Raw genomic sequence first — 17,773 nt, 5'->3', positions numbered from 1 at the left:
AGGGCTTGGCAACCAAGCCCCTACAAATGCACAAAAAATAATAATTGTAGGGGTTTGGTCTTTCTACCCTTAGTTAATTATCGACTTGGAGTCACTTGATCAATCGTTTTTATTGAACCATCATCTTTAACTGTCCAAACATCATAGCTACCGAAAACATCCCCGTTTTCATCAATATCAACATTACCACTAGCACCTTGATAGTTAATATCTTCACCTTTTTTAACAAGTGCGATCGCTTCACAAGCATCACTCACTTCTATTCCAGGTGCATTAGCAACATCTCTGAGTTTACTTTGTATCCCTACACCCGTATTTGCCTTTGCTGCTTCTGCGGCTAACATCAACAAAACGGCGGCATCCCAAGTATGGGGAACATAAGCGGTGATCTCCTTACCTGTTTTATCTTTCCATAATGTGGTGAAAGCGGCTAAAGCTTTTCCATCTGCCCCTGGAACCGTTCCTAATGCACCACTAACAATCGATTTTTGATCTTGAGTTTTGCCCACTGCTTTTGTAAATTCTTCTGTTTGAACCCCATCGGTTAAAAGCAGAGTAACACCTTTGAGTAAACCTTGTTTGTAAGCAGACTGAATGAGTAAACTGCCAGTTTCAGAATAGAGAACGGCGGCTACTGCATCAGGTTTATTATTAAAAGCGGCACTTGCTTCGCTATCAAAGGTTGCTGCTTTGGGATCATAACGCACAGGTTTATCTTTATCTACAATATTCCCGCCGAGTTTTTCAAAAGCTTTAACAAATTCTTGTTCAAACCCTACCCCATAATCATTATTAATGACAACCGTTGCGACATTTTTAAAGCCTTTTTCATGAGCTAAAGTGGCTAATGCTTGTGCCTGATAGGTATCTGGCGGAGCGGTTCTGGCCCAAAATCCTTTAAATTCACCTTTTTTGGCTTGATTTGTAAAAACAGGGCTGGTACTACCGGGTGAAATTAACACAACTTGATCCCGTACTGCGATATCAACGGCTGCCGTAGAAACGCTACTGGCAAATGAACCTACGACACCCGCCACTTTATCCACTTCTGCAAGTTTAGTCATTGCGGATGCCCCTGCTGCTGGATCTGTTTGATCATCTTCTTTGACTAGAGTAACAGGTTTGCCGTTGACCCCTCCACAAGCATTAATCGTATCAACTGCTAGTGTTACTGCTTCGGGCATATTTTGACCAACCGCCGAAAGATCTCCAGTTACAGGTAGAAGTGAACCTAATTTAAGCCCTGCGTCTGAGGCGGCGGTTTGAGTCGTATTAGTGCTAGTGGTGGTTGTATTGGTGCCACTGGTACAAGCTTGAGCGAAAAGGCCAGCCGCGATCGCACTAACTACGATTGTGAAAGGTAATTTAAAAAATCGTTCTTGAGATGGATGACTCATAGTGTTTTCTTACTATATTTTCTAGAGTTTAGATTTTAACAAGACAATGGAATACAGTTTACAGTTTCTTGTTACTGCATTTTCTCCCCTGACATCCCGTCTTTTAAACCAGTTCCCTCTCTTTTATGGGTTTGGTAACTCGCCTTTATTGTTCTCGATATTGTTGCAAGAGGGTTTCTGTATCTGCTAATCTTTGTTGTGTTTCTTCCAGTCTTGCCTCTGCATCCAGTCTTGCCGTTGTCTCTTGGTCTAATGCTTCGGCTAACTCATCAGGAATTAGCAATTTTTCTCCATTATCTTCAGGGTAGAAGCTAATTAATTCTCCTTCAATCACTAATCGTATCTGTAACGGTTCACTACGAGCATCGGTAATGACTCTATAGCTATCTTCATCTAAGCGATAGCCTTTTAATTGTTCTTTGATCCACCATTCTCCTCTAGGAGCGAAAAGCCAGTATTTATACACTCCTAATTGTTCATACAATGTTTTTTAAACTCTAGGTCTTGGTTTTTAGTCCCTTGTGAGGTCATTTCAAAAATCACTTTAGGGACTTGTCCTTCTTCCCAAATTTTATAATTATCTCTGCCACCTGGTGGAACATCAAAAATGACCATGACATCAGGGGCAACCCGCAAACGTGATAACCTTGGGCATAGTACATAAATTGATTAGCTAAAACGGTTGCTTGATGACCTGATAGATATTGTTTCAAGACGGCTTCGGTCATTAGAATTACGGTAAGATGTGAATAAGATTCGGCCAAAGGTTCACCATCAGAACTAGGGTAAAAAATGTCTTTTTGAGGAGCGGTTACCATGGTTTTTATTAAAAACAAAAACAATTAATTTAATGAGTATTGTATCAAAATATTTTATAAAAGTTTTAAATTAAACATTTTTTTCAACATAATTAATATTAAAAATTAATTCCATTTTATCGAATATAGAAACGTGAAAAAATAAAATCTTTCTTCAATGCCATAGTAACGAGTATTTTGACATCCTTCTTGAGATAGTTTAGATTTTAGGGTAAATCGCCGTAAACTATTTTATGAATAAAAGACTCAATCTGACGATAGAAAAACGATGATAACTTTAATTGTCTATAGCCCAAAAATTAACAGGAGGCTTTCAGAGTGATTGTTAACCCGACTAAGACTGGATGGGACGTTATTTATCATCGCGCTCATGCTTTACTCGCGGCTCAACTTGCTGGACAATGGCGCAGAAAAGACGCACCCCCAAGATTATATGAAACAATTGCCGCGATTTCCCATCACGATGATTTAGAACGGGAATGGGAAGAAAATATCATAACTGAAGCGGGTGCGCCAAGGGATTTTACGCTTGATGAAGATCCAGCCTATGATCGCTTGACAAAACATATCGAACGTGCTTTATATCGGGGACGTTGGGTAGCATTATTAACTTCAATGCACCTTTATCGGCTAAATAAGGATTCTAAAGGAACCGATAAAAAGGCTGATCAATTTTTAGAAGCTCAATTGGCAAATCAAAAAGAATGGCTTAAAGAATTAGGAATTAGCCAAGAAGATGCAGATTCAGCGTATGATTTTCTACAATGGTGCGATCGTCTTTCTCTAATACTTTGTCAGCAAGAACTACCTGAAGATGAACGCTTCTTAGAAATTAGTAAAGCACACGATGGACAACGTTACGACATTAAACAATTAAAAAACGGTTTGATTAATGTTACCCCTTGGTGTTTTGACAACGATCGCTTTACCGTGAATGTAGAATACTCTTCCCTTTCACAAGTTGCATTTAAAGATAATAATAGTTTAGTTAAAGCTCTCAAAGAAGCTCCTCGCCAGCTATTTGAATGGACTTTTGTTAAAGACGAGAAAGCTTCATAAAATCATCTGAATTTAAAGCCCCCAATATAAAATAGAGTCCTTATAGTTCCCCCTCCTCTTAGGAGGGGGCTAGGGGGCGGTAGTGAGGGCGTTTGGTGAGGTCAATTATTTAAAACTATCTAACCACTTTTAGAAGATCTTCTGCGTGGGTTGCGGTGTTAATTTTATCATCGACATAGGAGATGTTTCCTTCAGCATCGATGATATAAGTAACCCGTTTGGCGTATCCACCACCCGATACATCATAGGCTTGAGTTATTTTGCCATCTTTATCAACTAATAATTGAAAAGGTAAACCATACTTTTCTTTAAAAGCTTTGTGAGAGGCTTCATCATCCATACTTACCCCTAATACTACCATTTCCTGATTTTGATACTGCTCGTAGTTGTCGCGGAAGCTTTGGGCTTGTTTCGTGCAACCAGGTGTATCATCTTTAGGATAAAAGTACATAACAACGACTTTTCCTTTGAAATCCGATAAAGAAACGGTTTTTCCTTCATCATCAATGGTTGTAAAGTTCGGTGCCACTGTTCCAACTGCTAAAGCCATAGCTTCTTAGTTCCTTAGATTGAATAAAGGTCGATCATAATTGATCATAAACTTTACAATAGTTTATATACAAGCCCAAAATCTGGCAAAAACCGAACAATGATCACCTCATCCACTCCTAAAGAACAATCTGTTACCTATTCCGATGCAACCCTAAAACGCGCTGAACGGGCATTGTCTTGTTCTCCTTTTTTGCTTCCTTTGTTTGCAGTAATGCGAAATGAAAGTATTCCTTTACCCATGATGACGGGACAATCTGGAATAGAAAAAGGTTATACTAAAAAACCGTTAGCCGAACTGTGGACAGAACGCAATCTACTCTGGTTAATCAATGTGGGATTACTACGACGCGAAGTGGATGGACAAGGAATTACAGATAGTTTTCGTCTAACGCCACTAGGACGGCAACTCGTGGAAAAATGGGAAAATCAGGGCGGGAATTTTCCTAAACCGACCTTTTGGGATTCTGTAATTAATAGTATCAATCGTTGGTTTTCCTTTTCGTTCTAGAGTGATTTTGGGAAAACTTAAAAATAAAACATTATAAAAAATAAATATATTAAATGAAAGCTATCATGGTCGTGGGTACGACTTCCCACGCTGGAAAATCATTTTTAACCACCGCTATTTGTCGTATTCTTTCCCGTCGTGGCTGGCAAGTGACCCCCTTTAAAGGACAGAATATGGCTTTAAATGCCTATGTCACGCCATCTGGAGGAGAAATGGGCTATGCTCAAGCGGTTCAATCTTGGGCCGCTGGAATTACGCCTAGAGTCGAAATGAATCCGATTTTGCTCAAACCCCAAGGAAATATGACCTCTCAGGTGATTATCCAAGGGAAAGCAATAGGAGTTACCAATGCAGCCGATTATTATGAGAAATACTTTGATTTAGGGTGGCAAGCGATCACTTCATCCCTACAGCGTTTAGCCATCGAATTTGATCTAGTGGTTTGTGAAGGGGCGGGAAGTCCAGCCGAAATTAATCTCAAACACCGAGATTTGACTAATATGCGGGTTGCTAAATATCTAAATGCCGCGACGCTATTAGTAGTAGATATTGACCGAGGTGGCGCATTTGCTCACGTAGTTGGTACACTAGCACTACTCGAACCCGAAGAACGAGCCTTGATTAAAGGGATTATTATTAATAAGTTTAGAGGACAACGATCGCTATTAGATTCGGGAATTACTTGGCTAGAAAGTTATACAGGTATTCCAGTCGTGGGGGTGATTCCTTGGACAGATTTAAGTTTACCTGCCGAAGACTCTTTATCTTTAGTGGAATATCGTTCCAAAAAAACACAAACTGAAATCAAGATTAGTATTATCCGTAACCCACGCATTTCTAACTTTACTGATTTTGATCCCCTCGATGCAGAAGCAACGGTAGCGATGAAATACGTCGATTTAAAAGATGATTTAGGTTATCCTGATGCAGTCATTTTACCTGGAACTAAAACCACGATTTCTGATTTAAAAGCATTACATGAAAGCGGGATGGCAGCACAATTAAAAGATTATATCGCCGCAGGTGGTGTAATTTTAGGCATTTGTGGAGGCTATCAAATGCTAGGACAACAGGTTTTAGACCCCCATCATCTTGAAGGACAAGACTCAGAATATCGTGGTTTAAATGTACTACCTTTGACGACGACGATTACAGCCGACAAAATCACTCGAACTCGTCAGGTGTCTTCGATTTTTCCCCAGAAAGGTTTACCTGTCAAGGGTTATGAGATTCATCAAGGAGTAAGCAAAGTGATGAATTATACCAAAGAACAGTTTTTATCTTTGTTCGATGATGCTAGTTTGGGGATAGTCAATGAGTCTCAAACAATTTGGGGATGTTATCTTCATGGTGTCTTTGATAATGGGCCTTGGCGACGGACTTGGTTAAATAACTTGCGAAATCGACGCGGTTTGAATTCCTTACCCACTGGAATAGCAAATTATCGCGAACAACGAGAAATCATGATCAATGATTTAGCTGATCTCGTTGAGCAGTATGTTAACTTAAGTTCAGTTTTACCACAGTAAAATCATTATGGCTGTACAAGTTCATTTTTTACCTGATGATATTACCATTGAAGCCCAACCAGGAGAACCTTTATTAGCGGTGGCAGAAAAAGCAGGGGTTTTTATTCCGACTGGGTGTTTAATGGGTTCTTGTCATGCGTGTGAAGTAGAATTAGAGGATGGTACGCCGATCTGTTGTTGTATTAGTGCAGTTCCTTTTGACACTTCATCACTCACCATCCATCTTTATTCTGATCCTGTATGGTAGTTGATTGGATTACGATTCTGTCGAGCAACTTCTAAATACAATCGATATTCACCCTTTGCGATCGCTTGATAGACTATAGGTACAGATTCAGGTTCAACCGAAATCGCTGTAATTCCCCATTCCACCAAAGAATCAATTAATTCAGGATATTGTACAACAGCCTGACCACACATTGAACAGGGAATCTTTAACATTTTTGTTTGTTGAATTAGTTGTTTAAATGCCATTTGCATCGCGGGATGATACGCGTTATAGTGTTGACTCAATTGTGAATCTTCTCGCTCAATTCCGAGTAGTAGTTGTGTTAAATCATTACTACCAATTGCAATTCCTTGTACACCTGCTTTAACATATTCGGGAAGCAAAAAAAGAACCGATGGAACTTCTGCCATCATCCAAATTTGAAATAAGGGAAATTGAGTTAGACCTGTTTGTATAATACGCTGTTGACAAAAACGAAATTCTTCAACACTTCGCACAAAAGGTAAAATCAATTTAATGTTGTAATAGCCTTGTTTTTGTAGATGTTGAATAGCTTGTAGTTCTAAATCAAATAAAATCGGATTTTGAAGATAATTATAGGTACCCCGTTTTCCTAATGTTGTTTTTTCTAAACTATCAAAAGTACGATAAAACACGGGTTTTGGATGAAATGCTTGGACAAATGGCTCAATTAATTCTATTAATTCTGTCAGTAATTGTTCTTGAAAAGATAATTCTAAAAGATTTTCTAAAGAATGTTTGGTGAACCATTCAGATAATAGCCATTCCGAGCGTAGTAATCCGATTCCATCTATGGGTTTATCCATCGTTTTCTCAATTGATTTTTTTTGACTGATATTAACCATTAATTGAGTAATAATTGGATAATTAATCGATTCTGCATCAGGATTAATATTATTTTTCTGGGGTGTAACTGGTACTTGCAATGCTTTTCCTCGATGAATTTTGCCCGTATTACCATCTAAAACAACTGTCTCACCTGATGTAAATAACTGAGTGGCATTTGGAATACCAACAATTGCGGGGATGCCTAATTCTCTAGCTATAATTGCGCCATGACTCGTCATACTTCCTTGTTCTAAAATTAAACCAGATGCTTGTTTTAATAAGGGTAGCCAAGCCGAAGTTATTTCACGGGTAATCAGAATTGAACCTGACATTTCTCGTTTTAAATCTGTCGGAATTTCTAAAATAATTAAAATTGGTGCAGTGACGATTCCAGATGAAGCTCCTAAACCTTGACTAATCATAGAAGTTGAGGAATTATCAGAATTTTCTGAAAGAGAAGATAATTGATTAAATTGAACTTTTGTGATGTAAAACTGAGGTGACTGCTCGGTGATTAAACTCCAGTCAATTCCAGTTACTGTGGGATTTTCTAACCATAAATTCCGCACCATTTGAAATAAATGAGCTAAGAAATCATCATTTAAACAGTAGCTTTCCTGCTTTTCTAAACTTAATGAGTTGAGTTTTAATAAATCAGATTCATTTTTATCAAATTGAGTTGGTACTTGGTAAGCACAATATTTAACTCCTAATTGTTTTCGGATAATTCTTCCCGTTTGAGAATCTACCTCATAAAGATCTGGAGAAACATCACCCTTTAATAAACTATAACCGAGTCCCCAAGTCGCTTGTATTTGCATTAAATGAGGCTGAATTAAGATTTTTCCTGTAGCTGTAACATTGTTTAGGGGTTGAACTAAAATCGCTAAATTGACTTTTTCTAAAGGAATTCCTAAACGTTGCCAATAAAATAAACTTTTTGCACTAAATAATTCTGACCAGATTGTTTTTAGAGTTAATTCAATCGATTCTAGTTGATTCCAGCACACTTGAGAAGAAAGTAACCCAGATGGATACTTTGCTGAAGTAGATGGTAGAGAAAGAGAAGACCGAAAAATTAAAGTATTAGAGTTTAATTGCTTGGCTGCCTCTACAATAGTAGTTAATTCGTCTGAAGATAGTTGAGTATCTAAAATAGCATGACGACTATTTTGAGCAATTAACTGTAATGCTTTGGGGTTATGAATATCGAGATATAAAGAAGTTTGTGGAAAATCAGCAAGTAATGATTTAAAATCTTCTAACTTTTCTAAAAAAGCCTGAAACGTAGTCGTATTAACGACAAAACCTGAAAAAACTGGATAGCCTTTCTGAGCCAGACGACTTAACAGAAACGCTTTTTTACCTACTTTGATTCGTTCTGACGCTTGAATTTGATTTAGCCAATGGAGAATCACCAACAATATAGTTAAGACAACAGGGTCTAACAATAAAAATCAATAAATAAAACAGCGTACATCTTTTTTTTGATTGTTACTAACTCATTAAACACTAAGTATTCTCTTTATTGTGCATGGTTTATCCATCGAATCTCAGAAATCTTAAGACATTTCTTAGAGTTTCTCATAATATTGACGTGTTTTTAACTTGAGCGAGTCTGTTAAAATAGCTAACTGATTTATCTTTATCCTCAGTCTAAGCTATGACATCACTCAATGACGGTATTGCTCAATTTTATGACGCTTCTAGTCAACTTTGGGAACAGGTTTGGGGCGAACATATGCACCATGGCTATTATGGTAGGGGTGGTACACATAAACTAAATCGACGACAAGCCCAAATTAACCTCATTGAAGAACTTCTTAGCTTTGCTCAAATTAAAACAGCAAGCAATATTTTAGATGTCGGCTGTGGAATAGGCGGTAGTACGCTTTATCTCGCCGAAAAATTTAACGCTACTGCAACTGGGATCACCCTATCACCCGTACAAGCCGCTAGAGCCAACGAAAGAGCGATAAATGCTTTTTTAGAAGGAAATGTTTCTTTTCAAGTGGCTGATGCCCTAAATATGCCCTTTGCAGACAATTCTTATGATTTGGTGTGGTCATTAGAAAGTGGGGAACACATGGCAGATAAGACACGGTTTTTAGAGGAGTGTTACCGTGTGCTTAAACCAGGTGGAGTTTTTATTTTTGCGACTTGGTGTCATCGTCCAACTAATTCTCTAGCAAGTGATTTAACCGCAGATGAGAAACGGCATTTAGAAGAGATTTATCGAGTTTATTATTTACCTTATGTGATTTCTTTACCAGAGTATGAAGCGATCGCATCTAATTGCGGGTTTAAAAATATTATCGCCGATGATTGGTCTACTGCGGTGGCTCCTTTTTGGGATGTTGTTATCGAATCTGCTTTTGATTTTAAAGTCATTACAAATTTACTCAAGAGTGGTTGGACAACGATTCAAGGGGCATTAGCATTAGGATTAATGAGTCAAGGCTATGAACGGGGTTTAGTTCGCTTTGGGGTTTTGTGTGGTAGAAAGTAAGAATTATTTAGTGATTATCACCAAAAAAATCCTGTATCTAAAATCTGCTGAATCGTAAAAGGACAAATGTTAGGAAAAGTTGCTAAAGATAAACCTGTTTCTGATACTGCATAATCTCTAGCATTTTGATAACACTTATTAAATATTTCATTTAAGTAGGGTTTAATACTGGGACTATCTTCTAATGTATCTAATACTCGGTTACGATGTTCTTTAATAAAACGCTCCCAACTTCCTGTTCGTTTATTCGATTGATACTGCCATTTAAGAAGGTGCATTAGGAGTTGTTCTAAATTACTTTTCAAAGCTCTTTTGTCGCTTCTCCCCATGCCTTCTAATTCTTCGATTAAATTGTCGTAATCAATTTGATCTAGCTTGTTTTCCCGTAACAAATGAACAGTTGTTTTTAACCACAAGTTATAGTCTTGCTCATACAGGGTTTTTAGAGCGATTAAGGTCATATATTTAACTAGCCTAACTCATGCTGTGACAGCATTTTAATTTCTCAGGAAGGTCAAACCAATAACATTTAAACTTGATGGCGTGACCCTCCCATAATTTTAAGTAGCAGCCATCGCCCGAATAATATCACCACGAGTAATGATACCAATGACTTTTTCATCTGTATCATCTGTTACTAAAATACGGCCAATTTTGTGATCAGTCATTAACTGTGCCGCTTCTCTTATGGTTTGAGAGGGTTTGACTGTTATGGGTTTATTAGTCATAACTTCCCCGACAGTTTGTCCTAAAACCTTATGTACTAGCTTTTCATGACGATTCGGATTTTGTAAATAGATGACACTATCAAGAAACATAATATAAGGTGGTGGGTCAATTCCCGTCTCTTGCCACATCAAATCTGTTTCGGAGATGACACCGACTAATTTATTTGAATCATCAACAACAGGCAACCCACTAATTTTTTTTTCCGCGATAACTTGAATTGCCTCTTGTAGTGAGGTCTGAGGCGTTACCGTGATTGGGTTAGGGGTCATCACTTCGGCAACCGTTTTCGTCATGGTTTACCCAAAAATAACACTTTTCTTTCTTATTGTAGGAAATTTAGTCGCCTGAGCCAAGAACAGATATAAATATATACGTTGACTTGGGGAACGAGAGTAACGCTGGCATCGGTCTACATTAGTGACTATTTAAAATCAAAAGGGCTTGTCTCCCTAATGTGATAACCTAAAATTAAATTTTTATTCTTTTTTTTATGTCTTCTTCGGTTTCGACTCATTTAATATCAAATCACTCATGGCAAAAATCTGATTTATTTTTATCGATCGTTGTTCCTATTTATAATGAATTTGAAAGTCTTCCTAAATTAATTGATACTATTGCCACCACACTACAATCAGAGCAATATAATTATGAAATTATCTGCGTTGATGATGGCTCAACTGATGGCTCAAGTCAACTTTTAACAAATCTTGCTCACTCGCGTTCTGATTTAAAAGCGATTATTCTACGGCGAAATTATGGTCAAACGCCAGCCATAGCCGCAGGATTTAAACACGCCAAAGGACAAATTATTATTACTCTAGATGGGGATTTACAAAATGATCCACAAGACATCCCAAAACTGATTAATAAGCTATATGAGGGTTATGATTTAGTTAGTGGTTGGCGCAAAAATCGTCAAGATGATAAGGTTAAACGGTTACTTCCTTCTAAAATTGCTAATTGGTTAATCGGACAAGTCACGGGTGTTAAATTACATGATTATGGATGCTCACTAAAAGCTTATCGCGCTGAAGTTGTAGCTGACTTAAATCTATATGGAGAATTACACCGTTTTCTCCCCGCATTAGCTTATATTGAAGGGGCAAAAATCGCTGAACTTCCAGTACAACATCATGCCCGTCGCTATGGTCAAAGTAAATATGGTTTAGGACGAACTTTTCGAGTGTTAATGGATTTATTTACCATCTTTTTTATTAAAAAGTTTTTAACCCGTCCGATGCACATTTTCGGATTATTTGGGCTATTTGCGACTTTTTTGGGAATGATTTTAGGAATCTATTTAACTTTTATTAAACTATTTTTCGGTGCAGAAATTGGCGATCGTCCTTTACTAATTTTAGCGGTACTTTTATTTATGACGGGTATTCAACTCTTTAGTTTTGGTTTATTGGCTGAATTGGGAATGCGAACCTATCATGAATCACAAAAACGACCCATCTACCGAGTACGGGAAGTGGTGGGACAACAAGAAACAGTAAGCCATGAGCAACCCGATTAATTTATAATGAATAATGGCTCAATGATTAAAGCGCATCGTATTAAATAAATAGGCTACTCAAAAATATGGGGAAAATTTGGGAATTAGATTACTATTCACGTCCTGTTTTAGATGATGAAAAAAAGAAATTATGGGAAGTCTTAATCTGCGAATCTCCTACAGAAATTACTCAAAAACCCGAAACTCTGTTTAAATATTCCGAATTTTGCTCAAATAAAACTGTTAATTCTATTTGGTTACAAGAAGCCATCGGAAAAGCAATTACTCAAGCGGGTGAAACACCGAGAAAGATTCGTTTTTTCCGCCGTCAGATGAATAATATGATTCTCAAAGCGTGTGAAGATTTAGGAATTACCGCAGCCCCTAGCCGTCGGACTTATGCCTTAAATGCTTGGCTTGAGCAGAGAAATCAAACGTTTTATCCTGAACAACCAGGCTATGATGAAAATTCGGCTAAGTCTCTATCTGTACAATATCCACCTCTAGCAGCGATTCCACTTCCAGATGCGGTTAGAGTCGATAGGGGTGATAAATGGGCGTTTGTCAATTTAGAAGCGTCGGCATTTGCAGATATGGAAGAATGGGATATTGCTTTTGGTGAAGCGTTTCCCCTCTCAATTACTGAACTCACACCCGATACCCCCATACCTGGAATTATTGTCTATTCATCTCGCGCCTTACCTCTAGCGGCTTGGATGTCTGGATTAGAATTAGCTTATCTCCAGTTTGAATCAGGTTCTCGTCCAATTGTACGTTTAGAAACAGGTTCTAGTGACAGTTGGATTTTAGCGACGGTATTGGATGCAAAAACTATATCAGAAGCCAAAGGATTTGAAGCCAAAAAAGAAAAGGCTCAAAAAGTACATTTTTTGGCCATTCAATCTAAACAAGAGTCCGAATCTTTTGCAGGTTTTTGGCTACTTAAGGAAGAGAAATTATAGTTTTTGCCGTTTTAATAAAGTTGATATTCCTAACCCTCCTAAAACAGCAATTGCCGTTAATAATGAGGGTTCTGGAACATTGACGGCTACCGGTTCAGCGTAAACAAAATCATCAACCGCTACTAGATCTATACCATTGAGGGGATCATCGGCGGGGCCTGAAATAATGGTATTACCTTGGAGATCAAAGATCGTATTATTACCTAAGTTTAATTCAACACTGGTAACAATTGGATCATCAAATAATACGCCCAAAAAAGAAGGTTCGCCACTATTTGCAGGATCAACAAAAAACTTACCTAAACTCCTTGAGCCACTAAAATATTCAATAAAACTGGTGTTCGCTAACTCGACATCAAGAAAAATCGCCCCAAAACCCCGTGTACCTGCTTGTTGAAAACTCCCTGGAATCGTAAAGCTTTGATCAATTTCGTTATTATCCTCGCCAAAATGGGCAAAGATATTATTAGGACTAAACGGCGGAAATTGACCCGCTACACCTGAATTTACACTTTCAAAACCATCGCCACTAACGACATATTCTTCATCGTACAGTGTGCCACGATTGAGGAAGAGATCATCTGGAATTGTAACAACTTTATTAGAGACAATTGTTTCTATCCCTGCACCCGCACCCGAACCATCTAGCGGTACACCATCCCAGTTTATTGTCCGAAAACCACTCCCCTGTGAACCAGAAGCCGCACCATTATTTACTCCACCAATAGCGGTTTGATAATTGGTAAACGCTGTGGCTGCATTGCTCCCAGTTCCACGAAATTCTATCGTAGCAGCTTGTGAGGGCAAGCTAACACTAAAAATGCCAGCAATTGTCAGTAATTGAAAAATATTGAGTTTGGTTTGACTATCCATGAAACATCCTCCTATTGATGAAAACAAATGAATTGAATAGGAAATTAGCGAACCATCGGCTGATGATTTGCTCGTTATTTTGGCTACAAAAATGTTTAAGTAAAATGTGTTTTTATCTTATCTGAAGCTCAAAAAAACACGCTAGGAATTTTAGGCACTTTAACAAAAAAAAGTGTTGTTATTGCTAAAGAGCTAAGTTTAAATACTTATGAACTAGGTTTGAAATAATCTAATAGTCGATCGCCTGAATCTGCTCTAACTAATGCCACTACCACATCTGCGCTCACTAGCTACACCTGAATAGATGATATATCTGGGCTGCCATTGGGGGTGAAATTTCTCTTTAAAAACGTGTAAACCGACTCATTTGCGGAGAAAGAAACATTCTCCACTGAGTAAATCGTTATTTTCTGGAATAACAGACATTGATTTGATCTGAGGTTTGAATCTATTTTACCAATGCCTAGAATGAGATGAATTAATCGTTATCCCATCGCTCTTGATTAATCAGATCATCAATACGATCGCGTAATAAAAAATTATGTTCTTCTAAAACATATTCTAAACAAGTCCAGATCTGTGGAGGAAGATAGCAACTGAGAATATAAATCGGTTGATGACGGTGTATATATCCTTGTAATACTAACTGTCTCGCTTCTTCCCTGAGAACTTCTAGAGAATGTCTCATTGCTGATTGAACCATAATTTTTTCTCCTAACACCTAACTTGAATTCAGCTTAACTGTCTCTTGTGTCAGAGGAATGACAGACGGATGACAAAGATTTGTCAGGAAGGTTATTTTTTAGAGTAGAGAATGACTTATTTTTTTAATAGTTGATAGGCTTTTTGAAATTGTTGACCCACATAAGATAAAGAATCTACCGAATGTTTATGAAAATAATTCCAACCATAATCAGGCCCCGATAAACCATGTCCACTAAGGAACGCATGAAATTGATTTGGAATGTTGAATTGATTTAATTTTTGATGAAACTGTTGGGTTGATGCCAAAAAATTAACATCAGCTTGGCCCGCATCCAGATAAACTCTTAAACACGCTCTTTCGGGCGGTGGAATTTGTGAAATAAACGTTTGAGGACTATTGGCGGCACCACTATCATCGGTAAAATAGCCGCTATGGCTAAAGAAAACACAAAAATTATCTAAATGTCGCAGACCAATATTTAACGCGCCTCAACCTCCCGAAGAAACGCCACCCATTGCCCAAAATTCAGGTTGTTCTAAAGTTCGATAACGAGACTTGACTATTTGTACCAATTCTGAGCCGATCAGCGTTCCGATTTTGCCATTGGGCCCATCATAATAATCAGAATCCTATAACGGACTCGAACCTCTTAAATCATTGCCATCTGGAGTAATGATAGTCGATGGCGGCAGTTTTCCACTTTGATGGAGTTGATGAAGGACTGGAATTAGACCATATTTATCGACCCAGGCCCGCCCATCATCGTGTCCACCGTGTAGGAAGAAGATGACGGGATAACGTTTTTGAGGATTTTTGTCATAATCGGGTGGTAGGACTAAACCATATTGTCGAGTTTGTCCCATCGCCAGACTTTGAAAGTCTTGAAGTTGAAAGGTCATTCCCGTTCCCGCTTCATTGATGGCAGGAGGGTCGAATTGAGGCGCACCTTCTACAAAAACATACCAGTAACCGACACCACCTAAGAGCAAAAGTGACCCTAAACTCATTAGGAAAAGTTTTTGCAGTTTCATTATTTTTTTTAGTCAAGTGCGAGTCAATCTAGCCAAAGAAAGTTACGTCCCTATTCCTCTAAAATTTATAATATTAAATGTTATTTGCAGGTATATCAAAAGTTATGGCTATTAACCGTCGTCATTTTTTAATTTTATGTGGAACACTAACCGCCGCAACTGCGATCAAAGCTTTATCTGATCCAACGCTTGCCCAAACAACCACCCAAGCACAAGATGAATCTTTTAAATTACCGCCACTTCCCTATGCTTATAATGCACTAGAGCCTTATATTGATGAAGAAACGATGCGTTTTCATCATGATAAACACCACGCCGCTTATGTCAAAAATCTTAATGCAGCAATCAATAAATATCCCGATTTAAAAGATCAATCAATTAATAAACTTTTGCAGGGTTTAGATACTTTACCTGCTGATATTCGCCAGACGGTTCGCAATAATGGTGGAGGATATATCAATCATAAAATATTTTGGGAGATTATGAAACCTAATGGGGGAGGAACGCCCCAAGGTAAAATAGCACAAGCAATTCAAAAAGAATTTGGGAGTTTTGAAACGTTTAAAACCAATTTTAACAATGCTGGTGCTAAAGTTTTTGGCAGTGGTTGGGCATGGCTAGTTTTAGATAAAAGTGGCACACTAAAAATAATTAATCTATCGAATCAAGATAGCCCCATCATGCAAGGACTAAAGCCGATTATGGGTAATGATGTTTGGGAACACGCTTATTATCTCAAATATCGCAATAATCGAGGAGAATATTTAAAGCAGTGGTGGAATGTTCTAAATTGGGAAGAAATTAATCGACGTTTTCTGGCAGCTAAGGCTTGAAAATAAGTTATTATAAGGAATTTTTATGGCACGTGGCGATCAAATTTACGTTTATCGAGAGTTTATGAATTTGAAAGGTGTTTATCAACATCATGGTATTGATTGTGGTGATGGAACGGTGATTCATTATCGTAAACCAAGTGAAATTGTTGAACGAACTACTTTTGAGACTTTTTCTCGTGGTAATTCAGTATATGTTGTTGAATATAAAAATGGTTTTTGTTTTATTCCAGATATAGTAGTGTCTCGTGCCGAAAGTCGTTTGAGTGAACGAAAATATAATTTATTATTTAATAATTGTGAACATTTTGCGACTTGGTGTAAAACTGGAATTAGCGAAAGTGTCCAAATTAAAGATTTTATCCCAGTTATTGCTCATCTTAAAACCGTTGGCTTATACGAACCTTTAAAAGAGGCTTTAGTGGGTGCTGATCCGAGTAATGCCAAAACTTTATTACAAAGTGCTTTAGGCGATATTAAAGTGGTTTGGGATGACCTACAACCTCAGTATACAACCGCACTTAAAGAAAAAGAAGCATGGAATCAAGTGGCGAAAAAAGCCATAGAGCAAAATCGCGAAGATTTAGCAAGAGAAGCTTTAACGCGCAAGGTTTACTACAAAAAACAAGCAGATAAATTAAAAGAAGAATTAGATCAATTAGCCATTATGGCAGAAAAGGTAATTAAAGATTTATTAGTCGCTAATCAAATCAGTTAATACTTATTTTTTGAGTTGCCAGATGTAACAGTTTTATGACATGATTTTTTAAGGTTCGGCTTATTCTTCAAACAGGCTAAATTTTTAATAAATCATAGACTAAACCCTATCACATGAAAAAATCTAGTAATTTTTTTAAGCGTTTGCAAGAGTCTTTTCAAGATGACAAGTTTCTTGAAGTTGTTCATCGTTATGAAAAAATCACAGCTAAAATATTAACCATAGTGTTACTATTTGTGATTTTAATTGCTTTAATTGATTTAATTATAATTTTATATCAAGATATTTGGCGAACAGAACCCATCGGATTTTTTAATAGAACTTTAATAGAAGTTTTTGGCTTATTTCTCAATATTCTAATTGCTTTAGAACTTTTGGATAATATTACTGCTTATTTAAAAAAAAATGTTTTTCACGTTGAATTAGTCATTGTTACTGCCATTATTGCAGTTGCTCGAAAAATTATTATTTTTGATACTACTAAATATACAGGTAACGACTTAGCTGCTTTAGGTTTTGTCATCGCGAGTCTTACGGTTTGTTATTGGTTAGTGAAACAAATCAAAAATACTAAAGAATAGTGACTTAATTCAAATTAATCCAACAATTTACCAAATTTTACCCAAAAGTTGCTAGATTTATTGCTATTCATCAAATCATGCTTTAAACATCGTTCTAAAAATTCGATTTGTTGCTCATAGACTAACTCTTGAGTTAATAAATCGATCAACAGTTTCCACGCTTGTCGCAAAGGTAAGGTTAACTCTGGTTCCGCTACGGGTTCGGGGGTTGCTTCGGGTAAGCCTTCTAATTTTTTGTAAAGTTGCCAGTAAGGTCTCATAGATATTGTGCTAATCATCCATTTTGGAAAAAACAAGACAAAAAAGTCTACTATCTATTTTGTCTGTATTGATAGCTACATTTTAAATCTCAATTAAAAATTTACTCTGTATACAGAGATTGATGATACTCT

The 17,773-nt window shown here is 37.3% G+C and carries 22 protein-coding genes; 10 read left to right on the top strand and 12 right to left on the bottom strand.

What is annotated here, in order from left to right; translation table 11 throughout:
* Positions 1–77 precede the first annotated feature (77 nt).
* The 3 genes from CFPU101_RS12015 to CFPU101_RS26150 all read right to left on the bottom strand — a co-directional run bounded on the left by CFPU101_RS12015 (position 78) and on the right by CFPU101_RS26150 (position 2,033).
* Positions 78–1,397 carry an ABC transporter substrate-binding protein gene (locus CFPU101_RS12015; RefSeq protein WP_206815583.1) on the bottom strand — a complete coding sequence of 440 codons (1,320 nt, stop codon included), beginning with the start codon at positions 1,395–1,397 and terminating at the stop codon, positions 78–80.
* 145 nt (positions 1,398–1,542) lie between these two features.
* Positions 1,543–1,881: a hypothetical protein gene (locus CFPU101_RS26155; RefSeq protein WP_307730445.1), complete on the bottom strand. Its 339-nt coding sequence runs from the start codon at positions 1,879–1,881 to the stop codon at positions 1,543–1,545.
* Positions 1,866–2,033 (bottom strand): hypothetical protein, encoded by a 168-nt coding sequence (locus tag CFPU101_RS26150; RefSeq protein ID WP_307730444.1) that lies wholly within the window; start codon positions 2,031–2,033, stop codon positions 1,866–1,868. The genes CFPU101_RS26155 and CFPU101_RS26150 overlap by 16 nt, the downstream gene beginning before the upstream one ends.
* Before the next feature lie 500 nt (positions 2,034–2,533).
* On the opposite strand from CFPU101_RS26150, the gene CFPU101_RS12005 reads away from it, so the two are divergent.
* Positions 2,534–3,274 carry a DUF3891 family protein gene (locus CFPU101_RS12005; RefSeq protein WP_206815582.1) on the top strand — a complete coding sequence of 247 codons (741 nt, stop codon included), beginning with the start codon at positions 2,534–2,536 and terminating at the stop codon, positions 3,272–3,274.
* 115 nt (positions 3,275–3,389) lie between these two features.
* On the opposite strand, the gene CFPU101_RS12000 is transcribed toward CFPU101_RS12005, so the two are convergent.
* Positions 3,390–3,824 (bottom strand): peroxiredoxin, encoded by a 435-nt coding sequence (locus tag CFPU101_RS12000; RefSeq protein ID WP_206815581.1) that lies wholly within the window; start codon positions 3,822–3,824, stop codon positions 3,390–3,392.
* A gap of 99 nt (positions 3,825–3,923) precedes the next feature.
* Here CFPU101_RS12000 and CFPU101_RS11995 point away from each other — a divergent pair, with 99 nt between their 5' ends.
* From CFPU101_RS11995 to CFPU101_RS11985, 3 genes are read left to right on the top strand one after another with little or no spacing between them, the layout of a single operon-like run.
* Positions 3,924–4,334, top strand: a complete 411-nt coding sequence (locus tag CFPU101_RS11995; protein WP_206815580.1) for an Npun_F0494 family protein — start codon at positions 3,924–3,926, stop codon at positions 4,332–4,334.
* Positions 4,335–4,387: 53 nt separating this feature from the next.
* Positions 4,388–5,863: a cobyric acid synthase CobQ gene (cobQ, locus tag CFPU101_RS11990; RefSeq protein ID WP_206815579.1), complete on the top strand. Its 1,476-nt coding sequence runs from the start codon at positions 4,388–4,390 to the stop codon at positions 5,861–5,863.
* A gap of 7 nt (positions 5,864–5,870) precedes the next feature.
* Positions 5,871–6,110, top strand: coding sequence for a 2Fe-2S iron-sulfur cluster-binding protein (locus CFPU101_RS11985; protein WP_206815578.1), 240 nt, complete (start codon positions 5,871–5,873; stop codon positions 6,108–6,110).
* Here the strand turns inward: CFPU101_RS11985 and CFPU101_RS11980 are convergent.
* The gene (locus CFPU101_RS11980) at positions 6,089–8,392 is read right to left on the bottom strand and encodes a putative PEP-binding protein (RefSeq protein WP_206815577.1); all 2,304 of its coding nucleotides are present in this window, start codon (positions 8,390–8,392) and stop codon (positions 6,089–6,091) included. The genes CFPU101_RS11985 and CFPU101_RS11980 overlap by 22 nt on opposite strands.
* A gap of 212 nt (positions 8,393–8,604) precedes the next feature.
* Between CFPU101_RS11980 and CFPU101_RS11975 the strand changes: the two genes are divergently transcribed.
* A complete protein-coding gene (locus tag CFPU101_RS11975) occupies positions 8,605–9,450 on the top strand; it encodes a methyltransferase domain-containing protein (RefSeq protein WP_206815576.1) in 846 nt (281 codons plus the stop codon).
* A gap of 17 nt (positions 9,451–9,467) precedes the next feature.
* On the opposite strand, the gene CFPU101_RS11970 is transcribed toward CFPU101_RS11975, so the two are convergent.
* Entirely contained in the window at positions 9,468–9,911 is a 444-nt protein-coding gene (locus CFPU101_RS11970) for a DUF29 domain-containing protein (RefSeq protein ID WP_206815575.1), read from the bottom strand.
* Positions 9,912–10,010: 99 nt separating this feature from the next.
* The gene (locus tag CFPU101_RS11965) at positions 10,011–10,472 is read right to left on the bottom strand and encodes a CBS domain-containing protein (protein WP_206815574.1); all 462 of its coding nucleotides are present in this window, start codon (positions 10,470–10,472) and stop codon (positions 10,011–10,013) included.
* Between the two features lie 197 nt (positions 10,473–10,669).
* On the opposite strand from CFPU101_RS11965, the gene CFPU101_RS11960 reads away from it, so the two are divergent.
* Positions 10,670–11,698, top strand: a complete 1,029-nt coding sequence (locus CFPU101_RS11960) for a glycosyltransferase (protein WP_206815573.1) — start codon at positions 10,670–10,672, stop codon at positions 11,696–11,698.
* Between the two features lie 65 nt (positions 11,699–11,763).
* Positions 11,764–12,639: a Tab2/Atab2 family RNA-binding protein gene (locus CFPU101_RS11955; protein ID WP_206815572.1), complete on the top strand. Its 876-nt coding sequence runs from the start codon at positions 11,764–11,766 to the stop codon at positions 12,637–12,639.
* Here the strand turns inward: CFPU101_RS11955 and CFPU101_RS11950 are convergent.
* The 4 genes from CFPU101_RS11950 to CFPU101_RS25580 all read right to left on the bottom strand — a co-directional run bounded on the left by CFPU101_RS11950 (position 12,634) and on the right by CFPU101_RS25580 (position 15,249).
* Positions 12,634–13,512, bottom strand: a complete 879-nt coding sequence (locus CFPU101_RS11950; protein WP_206815571.1) for a hypothetical protein — start codon at positions 13,510–13,512, stop codon at positions 12,634–12,636. The two genes, CFPU101_RS11955 and CFPU101_RS11950, sit on opposite strands and share 6 nt — an antisense overlap.
* 478 nt (positions 13,513–13,990) lie before the next feature.
* Entirely contained in the window at positions 13,991–14,215 is a 225-nt protein-coding gene (locus CFPU101_RS11945; RefSeq protein ID WP_206815570.1) for a DUF4327 family protein, read from the bottom strand.
* A 116-nt stretch (positions 14,216–14,331) separates the two neighbouring features.
* Positions 14,332–14,523 (bottom strand): hypothetical protein, encoded by a 192-nt coding sequence (locus tag CFPU101_RS25585; RefSeq protein WP_242577905.1) that lies wholly within the window; start codon positions 14,521–14,523, stop codon positions 14,332–14,334.
* Between the two features lie 324 nt (positions 14,524–14,847).
* A complete protein-coding gene (locus CFPU101_RS25580) occupies positions 14,848–15,249 on the bottom strand; it encodes an alpha/beta hydrolase-fold protein (RefSeq protein WP_242577903.1) in 402 nt (133 codons plus the stop codon).
* A 104-nt stretch (positions 15,250–15,353) separates the two neighbouring features.
* On the opposite strand from CFPU101_RS25580, the gene CFPU101_RS11935 reads away from it, so the two are divergent.
* The 3 genes from CFPU101_RS11935 to CFPU101_RS11925 all read left to right on the top strand — a co-directional run bounded on the left by CFPU101_RS11935 (position 15,354) and on the right by CFPU101_RS11925 (position 17,381).
* Positions 15,354–16,082, top strand: coding sequence for a superoxide dismutase (locus CFPU101_RS11935; RefSeq protein ID WP_206815569.1), 729 nt, complete (start codon positions 15,354–15,356; stop codon positions 16,080–16,082).
* Between the two features lie 25 nt (positions 16,083–16,107).
* Entirely contained in the window at positions 16,108–16,800 is a 693-nt protein-coding gene (locus CFPU101_RS11930; protein ID WP_206815568.1) for a lecithin retinol acyltransferase family protein, read from the top strand.
* Between the two features lie 113 nt (positions 16,801–16,913).
* Positions 16,914–17,381 carry a phosphate-starvation-inducible PsiE family protein gene (locus tag CFPU101_RS11925; protein WP_206815567.1) on the top strand — a complete coding sequence of 156 codons (468 nt, stop codon included), beginning with the start codon at positions 16,914–16,916 and terminating at the stop codon, positions 17,379–17,381.
* Positions 17,382–17,395: 14 nt separating this feature from the next.
* On the opposite strand, the gene CFPU101_RS11920 is transcribed toward CFPU101_RS11925, so the two are convergent.
* Positions 17,396–17,641 carry a hypothetical protein gene (locus CFPU101_RS11920; protein ID WP_206815566.1) on the bottom strand — a complete coding sequence of 82 codons (246 nt, stop codon included), beginning with the start codon at positions 17,639–17,641 and terminating at the stop codon, positions 17,396–17,398.
* Positions 17,642–17,773: the final 132 nt, after the last annotated feature.

This window comes from Chroococcus sp. FPU101, from assembly GCF_017312365.1.
Lineage (GTDB): Bacteria > Cyanobacteriota > Cyanobacteriia > Cyanobacteriales > Microcystaceae > Chroococcus.
The sequence above is the reverse complement of the archived record's forward strand: the minus strand, read 5'-3'. Positions and strand labels throughout refer to the sequence as shown.